The following is a 25,646-nucleotide window of genomic DNA, read 5'->3' on the forward strand; positions in this document are numbered from 1 at the left end:
TTGGGATCAGCTTTTAGAGGACGAAGGCGGCGGGTAGGAGCTCGGCGATGGTGGCCTGGGCGATGGAGCCGCCTGCGGCGGGGAAGTAGATGACGGTGTCGGGGGTGCTGAACTCGTGGATGGTCTGGCGGCAGGCTCCGCAGGGCTGACTCGCGGTGTCGTTGAGGTTGGCGACGGCGATGGCGCGGATGCGGATGCCGGGGCCTCGGAGGGCGACGGCGGAGGTGATGGCGGTCTGCTCGGCGCAGGTGGTGAGGCGGTAGGAGGCGTTTTCGACGTTGCAGCCGGTTACGATGGTACCGTCGGTGAGGAGGAGGGCGGCGCCGACGCGGAAGTTGCTGTAGGGTGCGTAGGCGTGGTGCGCGACGGCGGCGGCTTGCTGCTGGAGGGCGGCGATTTGTGCTGGCGTGAGGGCGCTGGGTGAGGCGGCGGAGAGTTCGGAGGACATGATGTGAGTGAGGCTATCGGGTGCGGGGGGCCGATAGCAAGTGGCTGGCGCCTCATGGTTACCGTTCAACGCCCGATATAGGTTGTGTGGACGAGCTAACCAAAGAATTTATTGCGGAGAGCCAGGAGGGTCTGGACCGGATGGAGCGGTGCCTGACCGAACTGGAGATGCGGCCTGACGATAGTGGATTGCTGGGGGAGATCTTCCGCGCCGTTCATACGATCAAGGGGACGACGGGATTTCTGGGATTCGATCGGCTGGAGAAGCTGGCGCATGCTGGAGAGCATCTGCTGGGGTCGCTGCGGGACGGCAAGCTGGAGGTCAGCTCGGATCTGATCAGTGGGTTGCTGAGACTGATGGACGGACTGCGCTCGATCCTGGTGCTGATCGAGGAGACTGGGAGTGAAGGGACGCGGGCCGGCGATGAGGACGGCGAGCTGATTGCGGAACTGGCGATGTTGAATGGGCAGCTGCCTGCGGAGCTGCCGGAGATTGAAGCTCCGCAGATTGCGTTGGTGGAGACGGCGAAGAGTGAGGGGGCTGCGCCGGTCGCTTCGAACAGCGGTGCGTTTTCGACTTTGCAACCGCCTGCGTTGCAGCCGGTTATGGTGACGGAGAAGGCGAGCGCGGATAAGACGCTGCGCATCGATGTGGATGTGCTGAACCGCATGATGAACCTGGTGGGCGAGTTGGTGTTGACGCGCAACCAAATGCTGCAGAGCGGCATGGAGGCGGCGAACTTTCCTGAGCTGGCGCGACGTCTGGATAGTGTTACGGCGGATCTGCGCGAGACGGTGATGCAGGCTCGGATGCAGCCGGTGGGAAATCTGTTTGGGAAGTTTCCGCGGATGGTGCGGGATCTTGCGCGGACGTGCGGACGCGAGGTGCGGGTTGAGTTTAGTGGGCAGGAGACGGGGCTGGATAAGAGTCTGCTGGAGGCGATTAAAGATCCGCTGACTCATGCAGTGCGGAATGCGGTCGATCATGGGATTGAGTCGCCTACGAACCGTGTGTTGGCAGGGAAGTCGGCTGAGGGTTGTCTGCGGTTGAAGGCGTTCCACCAGAGCGGATCGGTGGTGATCGAGATTGAAGATGACGGCGCCGGGATTCCGATTGAACGGGTGTTGCAGAAGGCGATTGAACGCAATCTGGTAACGGCGGAAGATGCTGCGGGGATGTCGGAGCGGGAGGCGTTGCAACTTATTTTTCTACCGGGATTTTCTACGGCGGCTGCGGTGACTACGGTCTCCGGGCGCGGCGTCGGCATGGATGTAGTGCGGGCCAATGTGGAGAAGGTTGGCGGAAGTGTTGAGGTCGAGTCTCGCAGGGGCATAGGGACTACGTTGCGTCTTCGGGTGCCGCTGACGCTGGCAATTGTTCCTTCGCTGGTGGTGAAGAGTGGGGGACAGTCATTTGCGCTGCCGCAGAGCACGCTGGTGGAACTGGTGGATATTCCGGAGCGGGAGTTTTCGCAGGTGGTGCAGAGGATTGGTTCATCGGAGCTGTACCGTTTGCGGGAGCGTCTGCTGCCGATGGTGTGGCTGGATCGGTTGCTGGGTTTGGAGGCGGATAATCCTGATCAGTCGAAGGGACACTACTTGGCGGTGCTTGAGGCGGAGGGCTGCAGGTACGGTCTGGTGGTCGATGACCTGATGTCGCCGGAGGAGATTGTGGTGAAGCCGCTGTCGCCGGTGCTGCGGGAGATTGGTTTGTTCTCGGGCGCTACGGTGCTGGGTAATGGCACGCTGGCCTTGATTCTGGATATCGGTGCGACTGCGGCACGGGCTGGAGTGAAGCCGATGGAAGAGGAGGTCGCTGGAATCGGCGCTGGAGAGGCTGCGGTGCTGGAGGATGCGGGGATTTCGTTCCTAATCTTTGAGGATCGGGTGAGAGAGCGAACGGCGTTGCCGCTGGATGTGGTGGAGCGGATTGAGAGTGTGCCGCTGGGACAGATTGAGTATGCGGGGGGGCGGCCGTTGCTGCAGTATCGCGGTGAACTGCTGCCGCTGCGGGATGAAGGAAGTGTGCTGATGGAGTTGGAGTCTAGGCGGCGGGTGGGCGAAGAGGTGATGGTGACGGTGCTGATCTGCGGCGATGCCAACGTGGGAGGAGCACAGCGTGGAGGAATGGTAGTGCGGCAGGTTCTGGATGTTTCGACGGGAACGTTGATCGATCAGGGTGAGGCGAGCCATGAGATGGGGATGGAGCTTGCGCTGGTGAAGGAGAAGCTGACGCAGGTTCATCGTGAGTTTGGCGTGAAGGCGAAGGCTGCCTGGCAGGAGGTTGCGTGAAGATAGCCGGTCGGGAGATGGTCGACGAGATTCAGGATGAGAGCGATGCGGTCTCGCTTTGTTCGTTGTATGCGGGAAGTGAGATGTTCGGCATCGACACCAGGAAGATACACGAGGTGCTTGGGGAGCGGGATCTGCAACGGGTGCCGATGTCGCCGGCGTTCATCGCGGGTGTCGTGCCTTATCGCGGCGAGGTGCTGACAACGGTGAATCTTCGGGCCCTGTTGGGGATGAAGGCTCACTCCGGCAGATGCTGCGTGCTGGTGATGGCGGAGGATGAGGCTGCGGAACGGTTTGGGCTGGTGGTGGATGCGGTGGGCGGAGTGGTGACGGTGAGCCGCCGCGCGTTAGAAGACAATCCCTGCACCTTGGAGGCGAGGGGCAAATGGTTGTTCGATGGAGCCTACAAGATGGACGCGGGCTTGATGGTGCAGCTGGATCCGCGGAAGCTGTCGCCGTCGCGCCTGTCGGAGGTGGGATTGTTCAAGAGCAGTTCGAATGGAGGCATAGATGCGAGCCCTGATCGTTGATGATTCGAGCTTTATCCGGGAGTATTTGCGGCACCTGCTGGGCCGGATGGATGTGGTGTGTGAAGAGGCGAAGGATGGGAGCGACGCGCTGGCGGTGCTTCGGGCGGAGGAGTCGTTCGACCTGATGCTGCTGGATGTGAACATGCCGGTGATGAACGGGCTGGAGTGCGTGAAGAAGTTGCGCGAGGCTAAGCTTGGGCCAGAGATGAAGGTGATGATGGTGACGACCGAGGCCGATCACTCGTTTATCACGACGGCGCTGGACAATGGCGCAGATGAGTTTCTGATGAAGCCGTTTACTCCGGAGAGCCTTCGGGAGAAGATGCTTCTGCTTGGCGTCATCGCAGCTTGACGTTGTGGGCGAGAGAGAAAGTCTGAGGACAGCAGATATGGGATCCATGGAGGAGCGGCCGCTCCGCATTCTTGCAGCGGACGACTCGGCGGTGATGCGCGGGGTGATGTGGAAGCTGTTTCAGAGTCACGCGGAGGATCGGTCGAGCGAACTGCCGCGGATGGAGTTGTGCGGCGTTGCGTTGGATGGAGTGGATTGCCTGGAGTCGGTGGGCCGGCTGTCGCCGGATGTTTTAGTGCTGGATCTTGAGATGCCGAGGCTGAATGGGCTGGAGGTTTTGCGCCGCTTGCAGGTGGAGAGTCCGGGGCTGCCGGTGATCATGTGCAGTGCGCATACGGAGCGGGGGGCAAGGTCGACGTTGGAGGCGCTGGCATGTGGCGCTGCAGACTATGTGACTAAGCCGGCGGAGCAGCGGGATTTTGCTTCGGCGATGCTTTCGCTTTCGCAGCAGCTGCTGCCGCGGATTGCTGCGCTAGCCAGAGGAGCGAAGCGGAAGCAGGAGAGCGTGGTCACGCAGGATGGCTCGAGCAACGCGGGCAGGGCTCCGGCTGGTACGACGTTGCCGAAGTCGTCCGCTCCGATTGAGCTGGTGGTGATCGGATTGTCTACCGGTGGGCCATCGGCACTGGAGCAGTTGTTGCCGCGATTGCCCGCAGATTTTCCTGTTCCGGTGTTGATCGTTCAGCATATGCCGAAGCTGTTTACTGGGGCGCTGGCGGAGCGATTGGATAAGTGCTGTTCGCTGCGGGTGAAAGAGGCCTATGAGAACGCGATGATTCGACCGGGCACGATCTGGCTGGCTCCGGGGGATGCGCATATGGAGGTAGGGCAAGGGAACGGGTTGATGGACAGACAGGATGCGGGGTTGGCGGGGCGGAGCAGCAGGGTTCGGCTGCATCAGCGGGAGCCGTTGAATCACTGCAGGCCGGCGGTGGACTACCTGTTTTTTTCTGCGGCACGCATGTATGGCGCGTCTGCTCTGGCGTTGGTGATGACGGGCATGGGTGCGGATGGTCTGGATGGGGCGCGGGCTGTTCATGAACGCGGGGGAGTGGTGCTGGCGCAGGACGAGGCGAGCTCTGCGGTATGGGGCATGCCGGCCAAGGTGACTGAGGCTGGAATTGCAAGCGCAACGCTTCCGCTGGGGGAGATTGCGGGTGCGCTGAATCAGAGGGTCAACGCGGGAAGACTGACGAAGATGGAGACGGCACGCCTTGCAATCTCGGCGATGGCGCCGCGACGGGAGATCAACGATGGCCTGCTCTGATACGGACTACGCTTATCTTCGTGAGCTTGTGCTGGAGCAATCGGCGAATCTGATCGATGCCTCGCGCAATGCTTTGTTCGACACAAGGCTGACACCGATCGCGCGATTGTCTGGTGCGGAGAGCCTTCAGGATTTTGTGAATATGTTGAAGGCCGGGCGACCGGCTCATCTACATCGCGCGGTCGCCGAGGCGATGACGATCAACGAGACGAGCTTCTTTCGCGACATGAGGCCGTTTGAGATGCTGCGGCAGATTCTGATTCCGCGGCTTATGGAACGTCGAGCAGAGCAGCGGCGGCTGCGGATCTGGAGTGCGGCGAGTTCGACCGGGCAGGAGGCTTACAGTCTGGCGATGATGATTGCGGAGCACTTTCCGGAGATTGCGAGCTGGGATGTGAAGATCATCGGCACCGACATCTCGCGTCACGTGGTCGATTATGCGCAGAAGGGGCGGTATCGGCGGCTGGAGGTCAACCGCGGGTTACCGGCGCGAATGCTGCTGAAGTATATGACTCGACATGGTGAGGAGTGGGAGGTTAGTCCCCAGATTCGGTCGATGTGCGAGTTTCATTACGCCAATTTGTGCGCTCCGTTGCCTTTGCTGCCAACATTCGATTTGGTGTTGTTGAGAAATGTACTGCTTTATTTTTCTCAGCAGGACCGAAGGACGCTCTTCAGGGAGATTCATCGGAAGCTTTCTTCTGGAGGGTATCTGGTGCTGGGGAATGCGGAGCAGGCGGAGGATTCTACGAATCTTTTTGAGGTGGAGTTTGGGGCAGACTGCTATTTTTATGGTCCGGTTAGCGCGAGTTGAGAGGAAGATGGCGGGTCATGGACCTGAGAGCCTTGGACTGGACCTGAGAGCCTTGGCGCGCATCAAAGTGTGTGCGGCATTATGCTGCTGAGAGCACACTTTGACTATGCCGCCGAAGATTAAGAAGCCTTCTAACTCGAAGAAGTTGGTGCCGGGAAAGATAGAGCCATTGCTGCCTAAGAAGCTCGGCGGTGAGGAGGCGCTTGGGCTGTTTCATCCGATTACTGCGAAGTGGTTTCGGGCTGTGTTTGAGGCGCCGACGGCTCCACAGGTGGAGGGCTGGCCAGCGATCGCTCGTGGTGAGTCGACGTTGATCCTTGCGCCGACGGGCACGGGCAAGACGCTGACGGCGTTTTTGTGGTGTCTCGACAGGTTGATGATGCGGACGGCTCCTGAGGCTGAGCGTGGATGCAGGGTGGTTTATCTTTCGCCGCTTAAGGCACTGGCGGCGGATGTGGAGCGCAATCTCCGATCTCCGCTGGTTGGGATTGCCAACATGGCGAAGCGCGAGGGTGTTGCGTTGCGGATGCCCGAGATCAGCGTGCGCACGGGGGATACGTCGCAAAAGGAGCGCGCGCGGTTTCGCAAGCATCCTGGCGACATTTTGATTACTACGCCGGAGAGCCTTTATCTGCTGTTGACTTCGGAAGCGGGGGAGTCGCTGCGGTCGGTGGAGACGGTGATTGTAGATGAGATTCATGCGCTGGTACCGAGCAAGCGCGGAGCGCATATGGCGCTGTCGCTGGAGCGGCTGGAGGCGTTGACGGGGAGGAGGCTACAGCGGATTGGGCTGTCCGCCACGCAGCGACCGCTTGAGGAGGTGGCGCGATTTCTTGGCGGCGCGGAGGCGGTTGGGCAGCGAGTCGGCGAGTCAGCGGGACAGCAGGTCAGCGAGTCAGCGAGTCAGCGGGTCAGCGAAGCGGCTGGTGAGTTGAGCGGGGTTGAGTCGGCGCTTGATGTGAGTCATGTGTTGATGAGTACGGCCAGTGACGATGGGGTGAGGCCCGACGTTGGCGCGGATGCTCCACTGTATCGGCCAGTGACGGTGGTGAACGCCGGGGCTCGGAAGGTGCTGGAGCTGAAGGTTGAGGTTCCGGTGGAGGATATGGCCCGGCTGGGGGAGATTCAGGAGCAGCCCAGTGGGCCGGCTTCGCAGGGGCCGAAAAGAACTTCGATCTGGCAGTCGATCCATCCGCGATTGCTGGAGATTATTCAGGGGCGGACGTCTACGCTGATCTTTGTGAATGCGCGAAGGGTGGCGGAGCGGCTGGCTGGGGCGTTGAATGAGCTTGCGGGAGATCAGATTGCGCGGGCACATCATGGGTCGTTAGCCGCGACGCAGAGGACGGAGATTGAGGAGCTGCTGAAGGCGGGAAAGATCAAGGCGCTGGTGGCGACTTCGTCGCTTGAATTGGGGATCGATATGGGGGCGATCGATCTGGTGATTCAGATTGAGGCTCCGCCTTCTGTGGCTAGTGGGATGCAGCGGATTGGAAGAGCGGGGCACCAGGTGGGGGCACCGTCCAATGGGATTATCTTTCCGAAGTACCGGGCGGATTTGATTGCGTGCGCGGCGGTGACGCGGGCGATGCATGAGGGGCATGTGGAGTCGACGCGGTTTCTGCGGAACCCTCTGGATGTGCTGGCACAGCAGATGGTGGCGGTGATTGCTCATCCACCTTTAGGTGCGGCCGATGCGGAGAGACGGACGAAGCATAAGACGGAGGAAGAGGAGAGTCCAGGGATTAGTTATGCTGCTCTGTTTGCGCTGGTGCGCGGGGCAGCCCCATTTGCAGGACTGAGCCAGAGTGTGTTTGAAGGCGTGCTGGATATGCTGGCGGGACGGTATCCGTCGGATGAGTTTGCCGAGCTGCGGCCGAGGATTACGTGGGACAGGACGAGGAACTGGATTACGCCGCGTGCCGGGGTGAAGCGAATTGCGATTTTGAATGGCGGGACGATTCCTGATCGCGGGACGTATGGGGTGTTTCTGGCGGGGCAACGCTCGAAGCCTGTGCGGGTGGGGGAGCTGGACGAGGAGATGGTCTTCGAGAGCCGGACGGGAGATACGTTTATCCTTGGGGCTTCGACTTGGCGGATCGATGAGATCACGCATGACCGGGTGCTGGTGACGCCTGCTCCTGGTGAGGCGGGGAAGATGCCGTTCTGGCATGGAGACCAGGCGGGGCGGCCGCTGGAGTTTGGGCGGAGGATTGGGGCGCTGGTGAGGGAGTTGCGCGATGCTCCGCGAAGCGTGGCGATGGCGCGGCTGACGACGGAGCATGACCTGGAGCCGGGGGCGGCGGAGAATGTGTTGCGGTATCTGGCGGATCAGGAGTTGGCTACCGTTGTTGTTCCTGATGACCAAAATATTGTGATTGAACGGGTGAGGGATGAACTGGGGGATTGGCGGGTTTGTGTGCTGACGCCATTTGGGAGCAGGGTTCATGCGCCGTGGGCGATGGCGGTCACAGCGAAGCTGCGTGCGGGGAACGGGCAGGAGGTGGAGACGATGTGGTCGGAGGATGGCTTTGTGCTGCGCTTTCCTGAGACCGAAGAAGCTCCTGCGATTGAACCGATTTTGTTGGAGGCTGAGGAGGCAGCGGAGTTAGTGCTGCGGCAGCTGGGATCGACGGCGTTGTTTGCGGCGAAGTTTCGCGAAAGCGCGGCGCGGGCTTTGTTGCTACCGAGAAGAAGGGCGGATGGGCGGACTCCGCTGTGGCAGCAGAGGAAGAGGGCTTATGACCTGTTGAGTGTGGCTAGCCGTTTTGCTTCTTTTCCGATTGTGCTTGAGGCTTATCGCGAGTGTCTGCGGGATGTGTTTGATATGCCTGCTCTGATGGAGACGCTGCGCGGGGTGCAGAACAGAAGTTTGCGGGTGCATACGGTAGACTCGCGGACGCCTTCGCCGTTTGCTTCGGCGCTGCTGTTTAGTTATGTGGCGAACTATATCTACGACGGAGATGCTCCGCTGGCAGAGAGGCGGGCGCAGGCGCTTTCGATCGATCAGGATCAGCTTCGGGAGTTGATGGGGGATGCGGATCTTCGGGAGCTGCTCGATATCAATGCGATTGAGGAGACGGAGGAGCAACTGCAGTGTTTGGTTGAGGGGTACCGCGCGCGGAACATGGATGGGGTGCATGATCTGTTGTTGCGGCTTGGGGACTTGACGCGGGAGGAGCTGCGACTTCGATGTGTAACGGATGAGGTTGCAGAATCGGTTGGCAAGCTGATGCGGGCCCGGCGGGTGCTGGAGGTGCAGGTCGCAGGAGAGAAGCGGGTGATTGCGGTGGAAGATGCGGCGCGGTATCGGGATGCACTGGGAGTGCCACTGCCGCCGGGGCTGCCGGGCGCGTTTCTTGAGGAGATGCCGGATGCGCTGCTGGATCTGATGAGGAGGTTTGCGCGGACGCATGGCCCCTTTACGACGCCTGAGGCTGCCGGGCGATTTGATCTGCCGGTGGAGAGCGTGGAGGCGGTGCTGCAGCGGCTGATTCAGAGTGGGAAGGTAGTGGAGGGTGGGTTTCGGCCGGGGGGGATTCATCGGGAGTGGTGCGACAACGAGGTGCTGCGTTCGATTCGGCGCAGGTCGCTGGCGCGGTTGCGGAAGGAGGTCGAGCCGGTGGAGCAGAGGACGCTGGCGCGGTTGTTTACGCGGTGGCAGGGTGTGGTACAGCCTCGGCGGGGGTTGGATGCTCTGCTGGATGTGATTGAGAATCTGCAGGGGGCGCCGTTGCCGGCTTCGATTCTAGAGACGGAGATTCTGCCTGCGCGGTTGGTGGGGTATAAGAGCTCGGATTTGGATACTTTGATTGCGGCGGGTGAGGTAATTTGGGTGGGGTTCGATCCGATTGGGGAGAGAGATGGGCGGATTGGGCTTTATCTGGCGGAGAAGCTGTCTGCTCTTTGGCCTATTGCCCCGACGCTGCCGGCGGAGCGAGTGATGCGGGATCAGGATGGGAAGGTGATTCCTGCTGCGGCGATTGCAGTGAGTAAAGAGACGGAGATTGTGGAGTATTTGAAAGGGCATGGGGCTTCGTTCTTTCAGGATCTGCATGATGGGGTCGGGGGCGGGTATCCGGGGGAGACGTTGGAGGCGCTTTGGAGTTTGGTGTGGCGAGGGATGCTTACTAATGATGGCTTCGCCGCGCTGCGTGCTTACTGCGAGAGGTCGGCGGCGAGTGGGGCTGGTAGATCTGGGAAGCCGGCTCGGAGGGTGCATCAACAGATTGGATTTCGGTCGAGGAGGACGACTCCGCCGACGGCGCAGGGGCGGTGGGGGTTGAATGCGGCGGCGTTTGCGATGGAGAGATCGGCGACTGAGTGGAGTCATGCGATTGCGCAACAGTTGCTGACGCGGTATGGGGTGGTGTTTCGTGAGACAGCGCATGCGGAGAATCTGCCGGGTGGGTTTTCGGCGATCTACGACGTGATGAAGGCGCTGGAGGAGAGCGGAAAGATTCGGCGAGGGTACTTTGCGGCGGATCTGGGGGCGACGCAGTTTGCGCTGCCGGCTGCGGTGGACCTGCTGCGGTCGTTGCGGTCTGCGAACCAGGCGGACAAGACGGAGATGCTGCAGCTGGCGGCGACTGATCCGGCGAATCCCTATGGAGCCTTGATGCGGTGGCCTGCCGCACCGGAGGAGGGGTCTTCCTTGACGCGGAGCGTTGGGGCTCGTGTGATTCTTTGCGATGGGGCGCTTGTGACTTATCTGCGGCGGGGGAATCCTAATTTGCAGGTGTTTCTGCCGGAGGAAGAGCCGCAGAGATCGCAGGTTGCGCGGAGTTTGGCGGAGTTTCTGGTGTCGCGGGTGCAGGCCCAGGAGGATGCACAGGGCAGGGGTGGGATGTTGATTGCGAGTGTCAATGGAGTGGCAGTGGCGGAGCATTGGATGGCAAAGTTTTTGCTCGATGCGGGATTTGCGGCGGGGGCTATGGGGTTCAATGTGCGCAGGGGATTGCCGCCGCTGCCGGGCGCTCGCGGTGAGGTGAGAGCGAATGCCTGAAGGGGATACGATTTATCGCGCTGCTCGAGCGCTGCAGAGGGCGATTGGGGGCAAGGTGGTGACTGGGTTCGACACTGGGTTGGCCAAGCTGGCTCGAGTGAACGATGATGCTCCACTGATAGGCAGGACCGTCGAGAAGGTAGAGTCACGCGGGAAGTGGTGCCTGATTTTTTTCTCGGGTGATTTGATTCTTGTGACGCATATGTTGATGAGCGGAAGCTGGCATCTGTATCGCACCGGAGAAAAGTGGTGGATGGGAAGGGATAGGATGCGGGTGGTGATTCGGGTGGGGCCTGAATCTTCTTCTTCGATGCAATCTGAGATGGAGGAAGAGCGGTCGTTTGTTTCCGCAAACGATACCCCACCCTTTGCGATGAAGCCGCAAAGGATGGGGCACCCGGTTGATGTGGGGTGGGAGGCTGTTGGGTTCAACATTCCCGTTGCGGAGTTCCATACGGCGCGGTCGCTGGAGCGGAGTAGCCAGGTGCCGAAGCTGGGGCCGGATATTTTGTCGGATGAGTTTACCGTGGAGGGTGGGATGGCTCGGCTGGGTGCTTATGCGGTAGAAAATCCTGAGGCGGAGATTGCTGTGGTGCTGCTGAATCAGCGCGTGCTGGCTGGGCTTGGGAATGTTTACAAGAGCGAGGTGGCGTTTGCGGCGGGGGTGAATCCGTTTCGCGCAATGAGGACGATTACGCAGCGAGAGATGGAGGTGATGGTGGAGGTATCGCAGAGGTATATGAAAGCGAATGTGGTGGACGGGGCGGGGGATGGTATTGTGACTTACTCGGGGAATCGGCGGACGACGCATTCGTCGAATCGCGAGGAGAGACTTTGGGTGTATGGACGGCAGGGGCAGGAGTGCCGGCGGTGTGGGGCGGCGGTGATGATGCGGAAGCAGGGGGTGCAGGCTCGGTCTACGTATTGGTGTCCGGAGTGCCAGCCCTGGGTTGGGATGGGGGAGACGGCTGCTCCGGTGGGGCGGGCAGTCGCGGTGCGACGCGGGAAGATCGGATGTTAAAGTTCCTCCGGATCAGGTCGTGCGCCGTTCGGATCTAGAAGTCTGGCAAAGACGGCTAAGACTAAAAAGAGTAGTAAGAGTTCCGGCAGCCAGAAGAAGAGCAGGGTCAGCGAATTGTCTAGAGGTAAAAGGCGCCCTGCTAACACAATGATGAGCCCATGAGCGATCAGAGTGAGTACGATTGGGAGCAGGAGCCGCGGATAGTTTAGAAACTTCCGGATCGCAATTAATAAGGAGCCAAGCGTGCAGATGGACCAGAGAATTTCTTGTCCAGCTGCACGTTTCCCCGCCTCTAGAAAAAAATCAATATAGATAGCTCCACCGGCAAAGAGTAATCCCAAGACAATCCAGCGAGGGCGGTTGCGCTGACTAATCTTTCTTATCTGTGACGCTGCCCATGCCTTATCTTCTGTTTTGACGTGTCGCATTCCCAACTCAAACTGACCTCTATTGTGGTGGAGTGGGCTGCTGTTGCTGTTTGTCTTTGTCTTTGCCGCCGCCGAAGATCTTCTGAAGGAAGTTTTTCTTCTTGGGCTGGGCTGGCTGCTGGGTGGTGTCGGGGGCGTTGCCGTCGGGTGGTGTGTTCGGGTTGACGCGGACGATGGGCGCGGGGCTGGGTGGCATCGTGGTGTCAGGAGTGGATTTGCCGCCCAGGCCCAGCATCTTCTGGATGAAGTTCTGCGGACTCTCGCTCATCTGACTGCAGGTGTTGACCGGTGCGGTGCCGTCGAGGAAGGCAGCATAGAGGATGTTGCCAGGGCAGCTGGGGTCGGCGAGGAGGTTGGATGTCTTGTCGATGCGAGCTGTCGTGATGCCTACGGGCGGGATGAAGGCTTTGACGTCAGAGTACTGAGGCAGGAGGATGGCGCGCTTCATGAACTCGGTCCAGATGGGTTCGGCGGCGTGCGCGCCCTCCAGCTTGATGTCGGTGTAGTCGTCGTTGCCGACCCAGATGATGCAGATCAGGTTGGAGGTATAGCCTGCGAACCACGCGTCGTGGCTGGTGCCGGTCTTGCCAGCGGCGGGGGCGGTGAAGCCGTGGCCTCGGACGGCGGCGGCGGTGCCGTAGTTCATCACTCCTTCGAGGAGAGATTGAGTGAGGTAGGCGGCGCGAGGGTCCATGACCTGCTTGGCTTCGGGTGAGAAGTCGGAGACGACGTCTCCATTCGCGTTGCGGACGGAGGCGAGCATCCAGGGGGTGAGGTGGACGCCGTTGTTAGCGAAGACCGTGTAGGCCCCGGCCATGTCGATAGGTGTGGCGTTGTAGGTGCCGATGGCTACCGACGGAGTGCCGCGCGCGTTGGTAATTCCGGCAGACCGGGCGAGTGCGGCGACATTGTCGAAACCTACCATCTGGCCCAGCTGAACTGTAGCCGCGTTGAGTGAGTGAGCGAGGGCGTAGGCTGCGGTCACGTCGCCTTTATAACCGCTGATCTTATTCTTTGGCGTGTAGGTCTGGCGGCCGTTGTCGTAGGTGAAGGTGGTCTCTTCGTCGTTGAGTTGGGTGAGCGCGGTGAAGACTCCGCTTCCTGCTCCTTCTTCGCCGCTGCTGAGCGAGAGACCGTTGAGGGAGCTGTTGTAGGCCGCGGCGTAGACGAAGGGTTTGAAGATGGACCCGGTTGGGCGCTGGGAGACGGCGTGATTGAGCTGGGAGGCGCCGTAGTTGCGACCGCCGACGAGGGCAAGGATCTGCCCTGTGTGCGGGTTGATCGCTACGAGCGAGACCTGGGGATAGGTGATGGGACCGGAATCCTCGTCTTTGGAAGTCTTATGCCGTTTGCGGACAAGCTCGTCGACGTTCTTCATTCCGATCTCGATGGCCTCGGAGGCGGCGCGCTGAAGTTCGGGGTCGAGCGAGGTGTAGATTCGGAGGCTCTGGTGAGCGATGTCCTGGTCGCCGATGTGTTTGACGAGCTGGTCGTGGACGAGGTCGACGAAGTACGGGGCTTCGCTGGCGTCAATGTTGGGGGGTGCGAGGCGTAAGGGGTCGGCCTTTGCAGCTTGTGCCTGGCTGGCGGTGATGGCACCGGTTTCTACCATGGAGTCCAGGACAACGTTGCGCCGCGCCATGGCGCGCTCGGGATGACGGTAGGGATTGAGGCGAGTGGGCGACTGGATGGTGCCGGCGAGGAGAGCGCACTCCGCAAGGTCGAGCTGCTGGAGATTTTTGCCGAAGAAGGTCTGGGCGGCCTCGCCGAATCCGTTGATGGCGTAGCTGCCTCGCTGGCCGAGGTTGATCTCGTTAGCGTACATCTCGAAGATCTGCTTTTTATTGAAGCGGGCTTCGAGCTGGAAGGTGATGAGGATCTCGATCATCTTGCGCTTGATGCGCTTCTCGGGCGACAGGAAGAGGTTTTTTGCAAGCTGCTGGGTTAGCGTAGAGCCGCCGCAGGTGCGGTGATGGGTGACGAGGTCGGAGAAGGCGCACTTGGCGATGCGGAGGTAGTTGATGCCGCCGTGATTGAAGAAGTCGCGGTCCTCAATGGCGGTGACGGCCTGGACCATGCGGGGAGGGATCTCGTCGTAAGAGACGAGGCGGCGCTTGGTGCGGTTCTTGTCTTCGGAGAGGGCGGTGATGAGCTGGGGCTCGAGCTCGTAGGCGCTGAGGGTGACACCGTTTTCAGCGGTGATGCTTTGCACGATGCCGCCACTGGTGTTGATGGTGGCGCCGTCGGTGTTGTGGTAGCTTTCGGGGCCGGGTTTGATGAAGATGTTGTCTGCGTTGAGCTGGTAGGTGCCAAGCTGGGAGTTGGCGTTGTAGCCTGCCTGGCGCAGGTCTGCGGCGATGGCGGCGGCGGAGAGCTTCTGTCCGGCACGAACCTCGCGTGGCGCGGCGTAGATCTGCGAGACGCTGGCGAAGATGGGGCCGGAGGCGATGCGGTCGTCGACGACGCGCTGGTAGTGGTAATAGAAGTAGGCGAAGACACTGCAGCCGACGACCAGGATGGCGAGCAGAGCGATGAGAGCCACACGCAGAATGTGCGACTCCAGACCGGAGGCTTTCAGTTTGTTTCGGACGTTGCTGCCGTATTTGAGTTTGACTGGCAAGAGGCTCATTCGTTGGACGGTTAGAGGCCAGCTGGGGAGAGCGAGTTGTTCAGCGTGGAGGTTATCTGGCCGGATACCTTCGTGGTGACTTCGTTGAGGGCGACGTCTTCGGTGACGCTTCGCAGGCGGTCGACAAATTCTACCTTGCCCTCGGCGACTCCGCGACCGATATTGATTCGATACGGGATACCGACGAGATCGGCGTCTTTGAACTTGACTCCTGCGCGTTCGTCGCGGTCGTCGAGGAGAACGTCTACGCCTGCGGCTTCGAGGTCTGCCGCGATCTTTTCTCCCGCAGCGAGAAGGGCCTCGTCGCCGATATTGGTGATGGTGACGACGACCTGGAAGGGGGCGATGGCAGGGTGAAGGGCGTAGGCCGTGCCCTGGTTGGCTGCGGCTGAGTTTTCAATCGCGGCGGTGAGGATGCGTTCGATGCCGATGCCGTAGCAGCCCATGATCGGAGTGACCTCTTTGCCGTCACGGTTGAGGACGGAGGCTCCCATGCTTTTGGTGTACTTATCGCCTAGTTTGAAGATGTGGCCGACTTCGACGGCTTTGCCGAGGCGCATGGGCTGGCCGCCGATGGGGTCGAGCTCGCCTTCGACGATGTTGCGGACGTCGGCGACGAGGGTGGGCTTGAAGTCGCGAGTGGGGGTGACGTTGCGGAGGTGATACTCCTCCTTGTTGGCTCCGGCGACGAGGTTGGTGCGGCCTTCGAGCGCCTTATCGAGGATGATAAGGGTGCCGGGTTTTTTGGGATGTGGCGCGGCTTCGAGGCCGATGGGGCCGAGGTAGCCTGCGGGGGCCCTGAAGGTGGCTTCGATCTCTTCGGCGACCATGGGCCTGAGCTCGCCGCCGGCGATGGCGAGGAGCTTGGCTTCGTTGAGGGAGTGGTCGCCGCGGAGGAAGACTACGACAGGGCGGAGTTTGCCGAGTTTGGCGTGGTCGGCTTCGGGTAGTTCGACCATATAGGCCATGGTTTTGATCTGGTGGACTGGCGCGAGGTTGAGGAAGGCGCCGACCTCGTCGATGGTGCGCTGGCCGGGGGTGTGGACGAGCTCGGGGAGTCCGTCGCCAGTGGGGGCGAGGCTTTCGACGGGGGCCAGCTGCGAGGTGGCTTTTTCGATATTGGCGGCGTAGCCGGATGGGCTGCTGGCGATGAGGTCTTCGCCGGCGTCGGTATAAACCATGAACTCCTGCGAGGCAGAGCCGCCCATGGCCCCGGAGTCTGCGTCGACGGCGACGAACTGCAGACCGCAGCGGGTAAAGATGCGGCGGTAGGCTACGTCGTGCTTGTTGTAGGAGACGTCGAGGCCGGCCTCATCAATGTCGAAGGAGTAGGCGTCCTTCATAAGGAACTGGCGGACGCGAAGAAGCCCGGATTTGGGGCGGGGTTCATCGCGGAATTTAGTCTGGATCTGGTACCAGATCTGGGGGAGCTGCTTGTAGCTGCGGAGCTCGTTGCGAGCGATGGAGGTCATGACCTCTTCGTGGGTCATGGCAAGGCAGAGCTCGGCACCCTTGCGGTCTTTGAGGCGGAACATGTTTTCGCCCATGCCGGACCAGCGGCCGCTGGACTCCCATAACTCTTTCGGGTTAAGAGCGGGGAGAAAGAACTCCTGGCCGATGCGGTCCATCTCCTCGCGCACGATGGCGACGATCTTATTGACGGAGCGGTTTCCGAGGAAGAGGTAGCTGTAGATGCCAGCGCCTAGCTGGCGGATGTAGCCTGCGCGTAGGAGGAGTTTGTGGCTGGCGACTTCGGCGTCTGCGGGTGCTTCGCGGAGGGTGGGGATGAAGAGTTGCGACCAGCGATGCATTGTCAAAAAAGGCGCTTTCCGGCCCATCGCGCCGAGGCTCGGGTGGGCGTTTTAGGATGAGCCTTCATTCTAACCGGGTTGTTTGAGATTTATTTCTGGACGAGGTTTGTTTGGGTTGATGGGGCATGGAATGGGGTTAGGTCTGGATTGTGACCGCTATGTCGTTCATGTGACAGACTTTCGAAGTTGATAAAGCGTACAGTCCAAGTAATCGCATCTACCCGCCCTGCAATTCGTGGGCAACTCGTCTTTGCGGCTAGAGAGGGTGACTCTCGTGCAAAGGACGCTAGAGGTGCGAAAGAACCACACGATGCCTGAGATACTTCCGCGACCAAGAAATCTCATATTGGCCCAATTGCCGGATGCCGAGTATGAGGCGTTGGTGAGATTTCTTGTGCCTATCGAGCTGCCTCTGGAGACGCGTCTCTCGGAGCCTAATGAGGCTATCGAGTTTATTTATTTTTTGAATAGTGGCTTGATCTCGACGGATGCGATAACGGAGAAGGGCGAATCGGTGGAGGTTGGAGTGATCGGGCGTGAGGGGTTCTCCGGTTTGCCGGCGCTGTTGGATCAACCGCAGATGTCGCATTCGGTGTTGATGCAGGGACAAGGCGAGGGGCTGCGAATCCGTTCTTCTATCGTGCGCGATCAGTTTTTGAAGGGTGGAATGTTACGACGGCTGGTCCATTCGTTTGCCTACCTGCAGCTTGTGCAGACTGCTCAGTCAGTGTTGTGCAACCGGATGCATGAGGTGGATGCGAGGCTGGCGCGATGGCTGCTGACATCCGCTGACCGGATGGAGTCGGAGTCTTTGAACCTGACCCAGGAGTTTCTGGCGCGGATGCTGGGGGTGCAGCGGTCGACGGTGACGGTGGCGGCAGGAGATCTGCAGCGGGCCGGAGTTATTGGCTACAGCCGGGGAAAGATCAACATTCTGGATCGCCCGGCGCTGATCAAAAAAGCTTGCGAGTGCTACAGCATCGTTACTTCTTCCTACAATCGAATTATCAGCAAGACATCGGCTGAAGAGTTGAGCTATGTCGATTAGGAAAGCGGCTTCGGGATCAGGTGAGTTGCAAGGTCCACAGGTCGTGGAGGTGGACGACACCTTCTACCCGGCCGCCTGAAGCTACGACGATGAGTGAGGTGATCTTCTTTTCCTCCATGATGGCCAGGGCTGAGGAGGCCAGGGTGTTCTCTGCGATGGTGTGAGGCTGTGAGTTCATGATCTCGGCTGCGGTGTGTTCGAGGGCGTGGGAGCCGTCGCGCTCGAGGAGCCTGCGGAGGTCGCCGTCGGAGATCATGCCGGCAAGGTGGCCATCTTTGAGCACGGTGGTCATGCCGAGTTTCTTTCGCGACATCTCGTAGATGACCTGCGGCATGGGTGTAGCTTCGCCGACCTGAGGGAGCGCATCGCCGGTGTGCATCAGCTCGCGGACGCGGGCAAGGCGTCTGCCGAGGCGGCCGCCGGGGTGGAGGTCGGCGAAGTCTTCCGGTGTCCACTTACGGAGGCGGCTTACTTCGAGGGCGAGGGCGTCGCCAAGAGCGAGCATAACGGTGGTGGAGGCGGTGGGTGCGAGGTTGAGGGTGCAGGCTTCGGTGGAGACGCGGGAGTCGAGAAAGATGTTACTGGCTTGGGCGAGGGTAGAGCTGGCGCAGCCGCTGATGGCGATCAGTGTGGCGTTGAGGCGTTTGAGGGTGGGGAGGAGGCGGAGCAACTCTTCGGTTTCGCCGCTATAGGAGAGGGCTATCACGATGTCGCCGGGCGCGAGCATGCCGAGGTCGCCGTGAATCGCTTCGGCAGCGTGGAGGAAGTGCGCCGGCGTGCCTGTGGAGCGAAAAGTGGCGGCGATCTTGCGGGCGATGATGCCGCTCTTGCCAATGCCGCTGAGGGTGACGCGGCTCTGATTCGTAGCGGCTTGAAGGAGACGATCGATGGCCTGGGTGAACGGGGCGAGCATCGTGGTGTCGAGGCGGAGGGCGAGCTCGTTGAGAGCGGCTGCCTCGATGCGGACGAACTCGGAGGGACGCGGTGTGTCGGATGCGGTGGTGGCTTTGCTGGACATAATGGCTGAACCATGTCGATGCTAGCAGAGCGATGCGCGGGGCGCGGCGGTGTGGGCTTCAGCACGGTCTTGCCGGGGGAGCAGCAACTTCTGGAGGATGCTGTCGTTGCATCGTTTATGGGGGCTTTGCGTCTAAACTAAAAGGGCTAGTGTGGCGCGAAGGTTTATGCCGAAAGGATTTTTCACGTGAAGCGGAGCGGATTGGTCTTTGGTGTGATGGTGGTTGGGATTGCGCTGCTGTTGTGGGCAGGGTGGCACAATCTGCGCGAGCGAAGGCTTGCGATGCAACAGGCTCAGGAAAACCACGTGGTTCTTGTGCCGGAGAAGGCGGGATCGGCGGCGCAGGATTCGCAGTCTCCTGAAGCGGAGGCGATGCAGATGCGCGGCAAGGTTGCACCTGCGTTTACGCTTGCGACTTTGGATGGCAAGAAGGTTTCGCTGAGCGATTATAAGGGCCGGCCGGTGCTGGTGAACTTCTGGGCGACTTGGTGTGGGCCCTGCAAGGTGGAGATGCCGTGGTTTGAAGAGTTTCGCAAACAGTATGCGGCGCAGGGCTTTGAGATCCTCGGACTTGCTGACGATGTTGATGCTGGTAAAGACGCGATCGCTAAGGTGGCACAGAAGACTGGCGTGACCTATCCCATTTTGCTGACCGATGGGAAGATTCAGAAGGCTTATGGCGGACCGGATGGGATGGACTACCTGCCGATGTCGTTTTATGTCGATAAAAATGGCGTGATCGTCGAAGAGACGGCTGGACTTGGCAGCAAGGATGAGATCGAGGCGCACATCAAGAAGATCGTTGCTTCGGAAGCGACGGCGGCGGGTGGACAGTGATGGGATTGATGAGGTCCTTCGCGGGATTGCTGATTGGGTTGCCGGTTGTGTTGACGGCGCAGCAGGTCGGGAATCTTGATGCTCCTGTTGTAAAGCCGAAGTCGTATGTTGTGTATGGGGCGGAGCCGCAGAGTGTTGCGGCAGGGAAGCGCAGCGTGCTGGAGCTGCACTTTCGCGTGCTGGATGGCTATCACGTAAATTCGCATACGCCGAAGTCGGAGCTGTTGATTCCGACCAGGATTGAACTGCAGCCGGCGGCTGGAGTGAAGACTGAGGCGGTTGAGTACCCGGTTGGTACTTCGTACAGCTTTAGCTTCGACCCGACGGAGAAGCTGGATGTTTATACGGGTGCGTTTACTGTGAAGTTGCCGGTGGTGGCGGAGGCGGGGACGCATACGGTGGATGCAACGTTGCGGTACCAGGCGTGCGATCATGCGGCGTGCTATCCGCCGAAGAGTCTGCCGGTTCAGGTGATCTTCACGGCGAAGTAACCAGTGGTAGTAGCTCGTTGTGGAGCGATCGGGAAAACTTCTGTTGGTAGGCTCGATACGTCTGGAGGTTTTTCTGATGTAGTGGTGGCATCATGGAAGAACAGGACAGACAGGAGCGGGCGGACGGGAATGGAAGAATTTCGAAGGCTGACACGGCTGCCGGCGTATGTCTTCAACATCACAAGTGAGCTGAAGGCTGCGGCGCGCAAGCGTGGTGAGGACATTATTGATTTCGGGATGGGGAATCCCGATGGCGCGACGCCGAAACATATTGTAGACAAGCTGATTGAAGCGGCGCAACGGACGGCTACGCACCGGTACTCGTTGTCGCGTGGCGTTCCTCGACTGCGTCGGGCGATTTGTAACTGGTACAAGCGGCGCTACGATGTGGATCTGGATCCGGAGACCGAAGCGATCGTTACGATCGGCTCGAAGGAGGGGATCGCGCACCTTTGCCTGGCGGTGCTGGATGACGAAGATACCGTCGCTGTGCCGAATCCCAGCTATCCTATTCATATCTTTGGGCCGGTGATTGCGGGCTCGAAGGTGCAGAGCATTCCTATGCGGGGCGGTACTGCGGAGGCGCTGCTGGAGGAGTTGGAGCATGATCTGCCACGCATGGAGCCGCGGCCGAAGCTGCTGATTCTGAACTTTCCCTCGAACCCTACGGCGCAATGTGTGGAGCTTTCGTTCTTTGAGCGGATCGTGGCGCTGTGCAGGGAGTTGGGGATTTATATCATTCACGATCTGGCCTATGCGGACATTGTGTTTGATGGATATCGTGCGCCAAGTATTTTAGAAGTGCCTGGGGCTAAGGAGATTGCGGTTGAGTTCTTTACGCTCTCAAAAAGTTACAATATGCCTGGGTGGCGAGTAGGCTTCATGGTGGGAAACTCCAAGCTGGTCGCGGCCTTGGGGCGCATCAAGAGCTACTTCGACTATGGGACGTTTACGCCGATTCAGGTGGCGGCGATCTGTGCGCTGGATGGGCCGCAGGAGTGTGTAGCGGAGATTCGCGATATTTACAGGGAACGGCGGGATGTTCTAGTGCCGGGGCTGAATAAGCTGGGATGGCCGGTGGAGTTGCCGAAGGCGACCATGTTTGCTTGGGCTAAGATTCCGGAGCAGTACAAAGGGCTTGGATCTATTGAGTTTTCGAAGAAGCTGCTGCTGGAGGCGAAGGTCGCGGTGAGCCCTGGGGTGGGTTTTGGCGAGCATGGGGATGGGCATGTGCGGTTTTCGCTGATTGAAAATGAGGAGCGGACGCGGCAGGCGCTGCGGGGGATCAAGCAGATGTTCAAGGCGGGTTGATGGTTTAATTTAGGAAAAAATATGACCCTGGTGAGAGCCGTTTTTTTGTTGTTTTGCTGGTGTTTTTGAGGGGTGTTTGGAAAAAACGTGGTGTTTGGTGGTGGTTTTTTGTGGTTAAGAATGTGGTGGCTGGTGGTGAGAGCGTGGTGTTTCGCCGCGTAGTTTTTGGGGCCCGAAAAATACGCCACGGTTTTGAGATTTATTTTTGGGGTGCAGGTGGATTTGGGGTGGTGGGCATGGGTGCGGCTGGAATTGGAGTTCCTTGGTGGAAGGTAATCTGCCATTGGCCGTTGATGAGGGTCCAGATGGAGCTGCGCCAGGATTGGCCGATGAGTTCTCCGGCGGCATTGCGGCGGGTGGCTTTGTAGGTGGCGAGGACGACGTTGGGGGCTAGTTCCCGGGTTTTGAAGTCGGAGAGGAGGGAGGCTGGGTGGGGAGGTTCGGCTTTCAGGTCTTCGAGGATGGTGGCTTTGTCGAAGACTCGGCCTGAGCTGCCGAACTCGACGAAGTCGTCGGTCAGTTGGGAGGCGACGGCGTTCGAGTCGCGGCGGATGTTTGGGTCGAGGAGCCGTTCTTCGAGGGACTTCAGGTGGTCGGCGATTTGCATGTAGGCCATTTCTGCGGTTTGCTGAGATGGGTGATAGCGCCAGTAACAACAAACGCAGATTCCTTTCGGGAATGACAAACAAAAAAGCGAAAGGGTCTCACCAACTGTGGAACTGCTTTAGTTCACCGTGAGGGTGAAGGTGGTGGAGGCGGTGATGGACGTGTTGACGGAGTCTTTTCCTGTGAGGGTGAGGGTGTAGGTGGTTGCGTTGGACGATACTGCAGGTGGCGTGCCGGGGTTGTTTCCGCCGCTGCCTCCGCCGCAGCCGGTGAGGGTGGTGGCGATGCAGGTGAGAGATGCCAGAGCTAGAAGCAGCGACAGGGGGATCTTACGCCGGTGTCGTGCGAGAAAGCCGCAGAGTATCAGCCCGGCGTAGAGCGCGATCTGCGTCTTGCGCCAGGGGTATGGAGCTTCCCGCTTCGCGGCAACGCCAGGGTGGATGGGGCGAAGGTTCGAGCGCACTGCGGGGGATGGGGAGTTGCATGCCGAACCTACGAAGATGGTGAGCGTTGCCGCGTTCAGGTTGCTGGTGGTTGATGGACGGATGGTGTAACACACTTCCGCTGTGCCATTCGTCGTGGAGGCAGCGAGAGACCAGGCGACCCGGCCACTGTAGCCCGCAGCGGGCGTTGCGCTGATTGGGATGCTTCCCTGGCTGCCGTTTGCAACGGTGAGATTGGCGGCTGACACGCTGAAGCTGCCGGTGGCGGTTACGCTTCCTGCCAGCAAGGAATAGGTGGAGGTGGAGGTGGAGTGGGTCGCGTCGCCTGAGTAGGTGACGACTATCAGGTGATAGCCAGGAGTTGACGGTGCGATAAGGCTGTAAGTGGCGGTTGAATTGGCTGAGAGAGCCAAAGAGGCCTGAGCCACGACGCCATCGACCGACACTGAGACGCTGCCGGTGGGCACGTTGATTGCGGTCTGTGCGTACAGGGGGCCGATGCCTATCTGGATCGATACGGGTTCGGCCACGGCAGCTGCTGTCGGCGATACGGTGAGGTTCACGACTGTGGGGAGGAGATTGGCTGCGCTGCTGGCGGGCCAGACCTTCGTCAACGCATTGAAATCGATGCTGCCAAGGCCTGTCGCCTGGTCATAACCTGTGGCGGCAGCGTAGTTCGACTGGCCAGGTGTGGAACAGACAGCGGCCACGGGCAGGCATGCGTTGGTGCCGGAGGTGATGTCGTGAAAAGCGGTCGCATATGTGGTTGGTGTGCTGGCCAGGGTGTACAGCATGGTGTTGACGTTGCCTTGCCCGGTGGCGTTTTTGGCTCCGTTCAGAAGGGCGATGTAGCCTGCGAAGATGGGAGCGGCAAAGCTGGTTCCTCCGGCGACAGTGTATTTGTTGTTGCTCCCTAGAAGTCCGTTAGCGCAACTGTTAGTCAGACCCTGCAGATCGGCGAGGGAGGGGTCAGTGGTGCAAAAGAGAAAGCCCGGATTATCGATGGAGGACTGAAGCGCAATGTCGGGGAGGAGACGGAAGGAGCCTGCGGGGATGCCAGGAAAGGCGCTCTGCCATGTGGGCCGGGGAAACACTGTGCTGGCGCCTCCTCCGCCTGCAGCAATGCCATTCGAGGCGGAGTCTTCGTTCCAAGCCACCTCTGGAACGTAGGACAGCAACGAACTGATGACATCAGAGCTGGTGGCGCCATCCCAATAGGAGTTCGCCCCAGAAGTAAAGGTGCCGGGCGCCATTTGAGTGCCGCCCACTGCTGTGACGTAGGGGCTGCTTGCCGGAAAGCTGACTGCCAGAGCTTGCTGCTGTGCCGTGGTGGCCTCCGAAGAGGGAAACGAGGCACAAGCAGTCGAGCCGCTATCTCCTGAGGAAGCCACCAGAGTCTGGCCCTGCGATGCCGCCTCTTCGAACAACGCATTGTTCTGACTGAGTTCACTTGCGCTTAGAAGCTGTTCACAGATGCCGTAGCTGATGCTTACCACTGGAGCGATGTTTTCTGTGATGGCGAAGGAAAGCGCATCGAAGACGTCGAAGTTCTGGTTGCTACCGACATAGACAAGAAATATGTTCGCATTTGTTGCTATGCCGGAGGAGTACTCGAGATCGATCTCCGATTCCCCTTCATCGCCGGGTGAGGTGGCTTCGACACCGGAGTTTGGAACCAGAACCGTACTGATGTTGACCGTTCCCGGGGCGAGGTTGCCCCGAAAATAGCTGACTCCTTCGGAGAGATTCACATAGGACTGGCCAACGACAGCTAACCCCTGACCTGTACCGGAGGATATTTGGTAGAGAGGGTTTAGGTCGTACATCACCGTGATGTCCTGCGGGCCGAGATAGTGAATCTGAGTTGGGGCGGCGGTGTAGTCCGGATGGGGGCGGATTTTTACGTTTGGTTTGGGGCGGAAGTCGGAGAGGTGGAGTACGGCTGCGGTGACGGGGACGAGTTCGGCGGGGAGGGTGAGATCGGCGGCGGGGGCGAAGTGTTGCTCGCCTTCAGTGGTGCGGTAGTGGTGGAGCTCGGTGCTGAAGGCTGCCTGGACTTGCGCGGCGGTGCCGGAGAAGGTGATGCGGTCGCGGCTGCGGGATACGCTGTCGATGTGAAAGCCGCGTGAGGTGAGCCAGCTTTGAGTGGCTGCAATGTCCTCCGCTGCGACGCCGAAGCGGGTGGCGAAGGTCTCCGGGGTGAGCCACTGGTGGTAGAGCGGTGAGGCCGTGTTCTGCTGGGCGGCGAGAAGCTCTTGCAGGTTGGCTTCCTGCGTGGGCGAGCGTTTGAAGACCAGAGTGATGCCTGGGATGGGGGTGTTGGAGGCGACGGCGCCGCGGTCCTCAGCGTCGCGCACTCTTGGGGTGCGTGAGTTTGCAAGGACTGCGCGGGATGAGCCGGTGATGGCGCCTTTGATTCGGGGTTCCGGCGTTTGCGCGAAAGAGGTTTGGGAGGCTGGGGTTTGGGAGAACGAGGGCAGAGAGGAAACCAGCAGGGCCACGGTAAGGAGTGGCAGGAGTACTCGACGAAGGTGCTTCATATGGAGCTGACACTCTTTTCTTGGGCCTGAACGCGTTGGGGTGAGACCAGACAAGAGACTAGCAGAGGAGGTTGCGGGAACTCTATAAATTTCTTTGGGGAAAGAGTTCGGCGGTAACGTGGCTCGATCGTGAGATGGTCGGCGGCGAAGGCTTCGAGAGTTGGTTTGGGACTAGACGGGGTGAGGTTTTTCTGGGGTAAACTTTCCGCATGAAAAATCTCTTTGAAGCGTCGGCAGTGGACGAGGTGAAGGGGCGGATGGCGCAGTTGCGACCGGATAGCGCGGCGCAGTGGGGCAGGATGAATGCAGCGCAGGCGGTGGAGCATTGTGCGAGGGGGATGGAGTTGGCGTTAGGAGATCGGCGCCCGCCGCGGATGTTGATTGGGAGGATTTTGGGGCCGGTGATAAAGCCGATGGCGTTTCGAGATGGGGAGCCGATGCGCAAGAACTCGCCTACGGTGCCGGGGCTGGTAGTGGAGGAGGAACGGGATCTGGAGACGGAACGGGAGCGGTTGTGCGGGCTGATCGACCGCTTTGCTGCGGCCGGACAGGCGGGTTGCACTACACATCCGCATAGCTTCTTCGGGAGATTGACGCCGCAGGAGTGGTCGGCTTGGATGTACAAGCACCTGGACCATCACCTGCGGCAGTTTGGGGCTTAGTGCGGATTTGCGGTTGATAGGGAGATGGCAACCTCAGATTCCCTTCGGGAATGACAAACAAAAAAGCATGCCAGACTCCATGCCGCTGCTACGT

At 60.0% G+C, this 25,646-nt stretch carries 20 protein-coding genes; 13 read left to right on the forward strand and 7 right to left on the reverse strand.

Annotation, left to right across the window (positions count from 1 at the left end; all coding sequences use genetic code 11):
• Positions 1-13: 13 nt before the first annotated feature.
• The gene (gene cdd / locus HDF08_RS06930; RefSeq protein WP_179637785.1) at positions 14-448 is read right to left on the reverse strand and encodes a cytidine deaminase; all 435 of its coding nucleotides are present in this window, start codon (positions 446-448) and stop codon (positions 14-16) included.
• A gap of 86 nt (positions 449-534) precedes the next feature.
• On the opposite strand from cdd, the gene HDF08_RS06935 reads away from it, so the two are divergent.
• From HDF08_RS06935 to HDF08_RS21625, 7 genes are all read left to right on the forward strand, one after another.
• Positions 535-2,739 (forward strand): chemotaxis protein CheA, encoded by a 2,205-nt coding sequence (locus HDF08_RS06935; protein WP_179637786.1) that lies wholly within the window; start codon positions 535-537, stop codon positions 2,737-2,739.
• Complete coding sequence (locus tag HDF08_RS06940) at positions 2,736-3,269, forward strand: chemotaxis protein CheW (RefSeq protein ID WP_179637787.1); 534 nt, start codon at positions 2,736-2,738, stop codon at positions 3,267-3,269. The genes HDF08_RS06935 and HDF08_RS06940 overlap by 4 nt, the downstream gene beginning before the upstream one ends.
• Entirely contained in the window at positions 3,250-3,621 is a 372-nt protein-coding gene (locus HDF08_RS06945; RefSeq protein WP_179584514.1) for a response regulator, read from the forward strand. Before HDF08_RS06940 ends, HDF08_RS06945 begins: the two co-directional genes overlap by 20 nt.
• A 37-nt stretch (positions 3,622-3,658) precedes the next feature.
• Positions 3,659-4,888: a protein-glutamate methylesterase/protein-glutamine glutaminase gene (locus HDF08_RS06950; protein WP_179637788.1), complete on the forward strand. Its 1,230-nt coding sequence runs from the start codon at positions 3,659-3,661 to the stop codon at positions 4,886-4,888.
• A complete protein-coding gene (locus HDF08_RS06955; protein WP_179637789.1) occupies positions 4,875-5,702 on the forward strand; it encodes a CheR family methyltransferase in 828 nt (275 codons plus the stop codon). Before HDF08_RS06950 ends, HDF08_RS06955 begins: the two co-directional genes overlap by 14 nt.
• Before the next feature lie 106 nt (positions 5,703-5,808).
• Positions 5,809-10,707, forward strand: a complete 4,899-nt coding sequence (locus HDF08_RS06960; protein WP_179637790.1) for an Lhr family helicase — start codon at positions 5,809-5,811, stop codon at positions 10,705-10,707.
• Complete coding sequence (locus tag HDF08_RS21625; protein WP_257030900.1) at positions 10,700-11,728, forward strand: DNA-formamidopyrimidine glycosylase family protein; 1,029 nt, start codon at positions 10,700-10,702, stop codon at positions 11,726-11,728. The genes HDF08_RS06960 and HDF08_RS21625 overlap by 8 nt, the downstream gene beginning before the upstream one ends.
• On the opposite strand, the gene HDF08_RS06975 is transcribed toward HDF08_RS21625, so the two are convergent.
• From HDF08_RS06975 to HDF08_RS06985, 3 genes are read right to left on the reverse strand one after another with little or no spacing between them, the layout of a single operon-like run.
• Positions 11,725-12,156 carry a hypothetical protein gene (locus HDF08_RS06975; protein WP_179637791.1) on the reverse strand — a complete coding sequence of 144 codons (432 nt, stop codon included), beginning with the start codon at positions 12,154-12,156 and terminating at the stop codon, positions 11,725-11,727. The two genes, HDF08_RS21625 and HDF08_RS06975, sit on opposite strands and share 4 nt — an antisense overlap.
• 19 nt (positions 12,157-12,175) lie before the next feature.
• A complete protein-coding gene (locus HDF08_RS06980; RefSeq protein WP_179637792.1) occupies positions 12,176-14,785 on the reverse strand; it encodes a transglycosylase domain-containing protein in 2,610 nt (869 codons plus the stop codon).
• 11 nt (positions 14,786-14,796) lie between these two features.
• Positions 14,797-16,596: a proline--tRNA ligase gene (locus HDF08_RS06985; protein ID WP_179638847.1), complete on the reverse strand. Its 1,800-nt coding sequence runs from the start codon at positions 16,594-16,596 to the stop codon at positions 14,797-14,799.
• A gap of 382 nt (positions 16,597-16,978) precedes the next feature.
• Between HDF08_RS06985 and HDF08_RS06990 the strand changes: the two genes are divergently transcribed.
• A complete protein-coding gene (locus HDF08_RS06990; RefSeq protein ID WP_353068713.1) occupies positions 16,979-17,644 on the forward strand; it encodes a Crp/Fnr family transcriptional regulator in 666 nt (221 codons plus the stop codon).
• A 16-nt stretch (positions 17,645-17,660) separates the two neighbouring features.
• Here HDF08_RS06990 and HDF08_RS06995 read toward each other — a convergent pair whose 3' ends face one another.
• Complete coding sequence (locus HDF08_RS06995; protein ID WP_179637794.1) at positions 17,661-18,662, reverse strand: KpsF/GutQ family sugar-phosphate isomerase; 1,002 nt, start codon at positions 18,660-18,662, stop codon at positions 17,661-17,663.
• A gap of 12 nt (positions 18,663-18,674) precedes the next feature.
• Here HDF08_RS06995 and HDF08_RS21630 point away from each other — a divergent pair, with 12 nt between their 5' ends.
• The 4 genes from HDF08_RS21630 to alaC all read left to right on the forward strand — a co-directional run bounded on the left by HDF08_RS21630 (position 18,675) and on the right by alaC (position 21,301).
• Entirely contained in the window at positions 18,675-18,803 is a 129-nt protein-coding gene (locus tag HDF08_RS21630; protein ID WP_257030901.1) for a hypothetical protein, read from the forward strand.
• Positions 18,804-18,848: 45 nt separating this feature from the next.
• Positions 18,849-19,499, forward strand: a complete 651-nt coding sequence (locus HDF08_RS07000; RefSeq protein WP_353068714.1) for a TlpA family protein disulfide reductase — start codon at positions 18,849-18,851, stop codon at positions 19,497-19,499.
• Positions 19,499-19,990, forward strand: a complete 492-nt coding sequence (locus HDF08_RS07005; RefSeq protein ID WP_257030902.1) for a protein-disulfide reductase DsbD N-terminal domain-containing protein — start codon at positions 19,499-19,501, stop codon at positions 19,988-19,990. Before HDF08_RS07000 ends, HDF08_RS07005 begins: the two co-directional genes overlap by 1 nt.
• A gap of 129 nt (positions 19,991-20,119) precedes the next feature.
• Complete coding sequence (gene alaC, locus HDF08_RS07010; RefSeq protein WP_179637796.1) at positions 20,120-21,301, forward strand: alanine transaminase; 1,182 nt, start codon at positions 20,120-20,122, stop codon at positions 21,299-21,301.
• Positions 21,302-21,500: 199 nt separating this feature from the next.
• Here alaC and HDF08_RS07015 read toward each other — a convergent pair whose 3' ends face one another.
• Together HDF08_RS07015 and HDF08_RS07020 are read right to left on the reverse strand one after the other, a co-directional pair.
• Positions 21,501-21,917 (reverse strand): nuclear transport factor 2 family protein, encoded by a 417-nt coding sequence (locus HDF08_RS07015; RefSeq protein ID WP_179637797.1) that lies wholly within the window; start codon positions 21,915-21,917, stop codon positions 21,501-21,503.
• A gap of 108 nt (positions 21,918-22,025) precedes the next feature.
• Positions 22,026-24,890, reverse strand: coding sequence for a S53 family peptidase (locus tag HDF08_RS07020; RefSeq protein WP_179637798.1), 2,865 nt, complete (start codon positions 24,888-24,890; stop codon positions 22,026-22,028).
• A 209-nt stretch (positions 24,891-25,099) separates the two neighbouring features.
• Between HDF08_RS07020 and HDF08_RS07025 the strand changes: the two genes are divergently transcribed.
• On the forward strand, positions 25,100-25,552 hold the full coding sequence (locus tag HDF08_RS07025) for a DUF1569 domain-containing protein (RefSeq protein WP_179637799.1): 453 nt from the start codon (positions 25,100-25,102) through the stop codon (positions 25,550-25,552).
• Positions 25,553-25,646: the final 94 nt, after the last annotated feature.

The sequence above is a fragment of the Tunturiibacter empetritectus genome, from assembly GCF_013410875.1.
GTDB lineage: Bacteria > Acidobacteriota > Terriglobia > Terriglobales > Acidobacteriaceae > Edaphobacter > Edaphobacter empetritectus.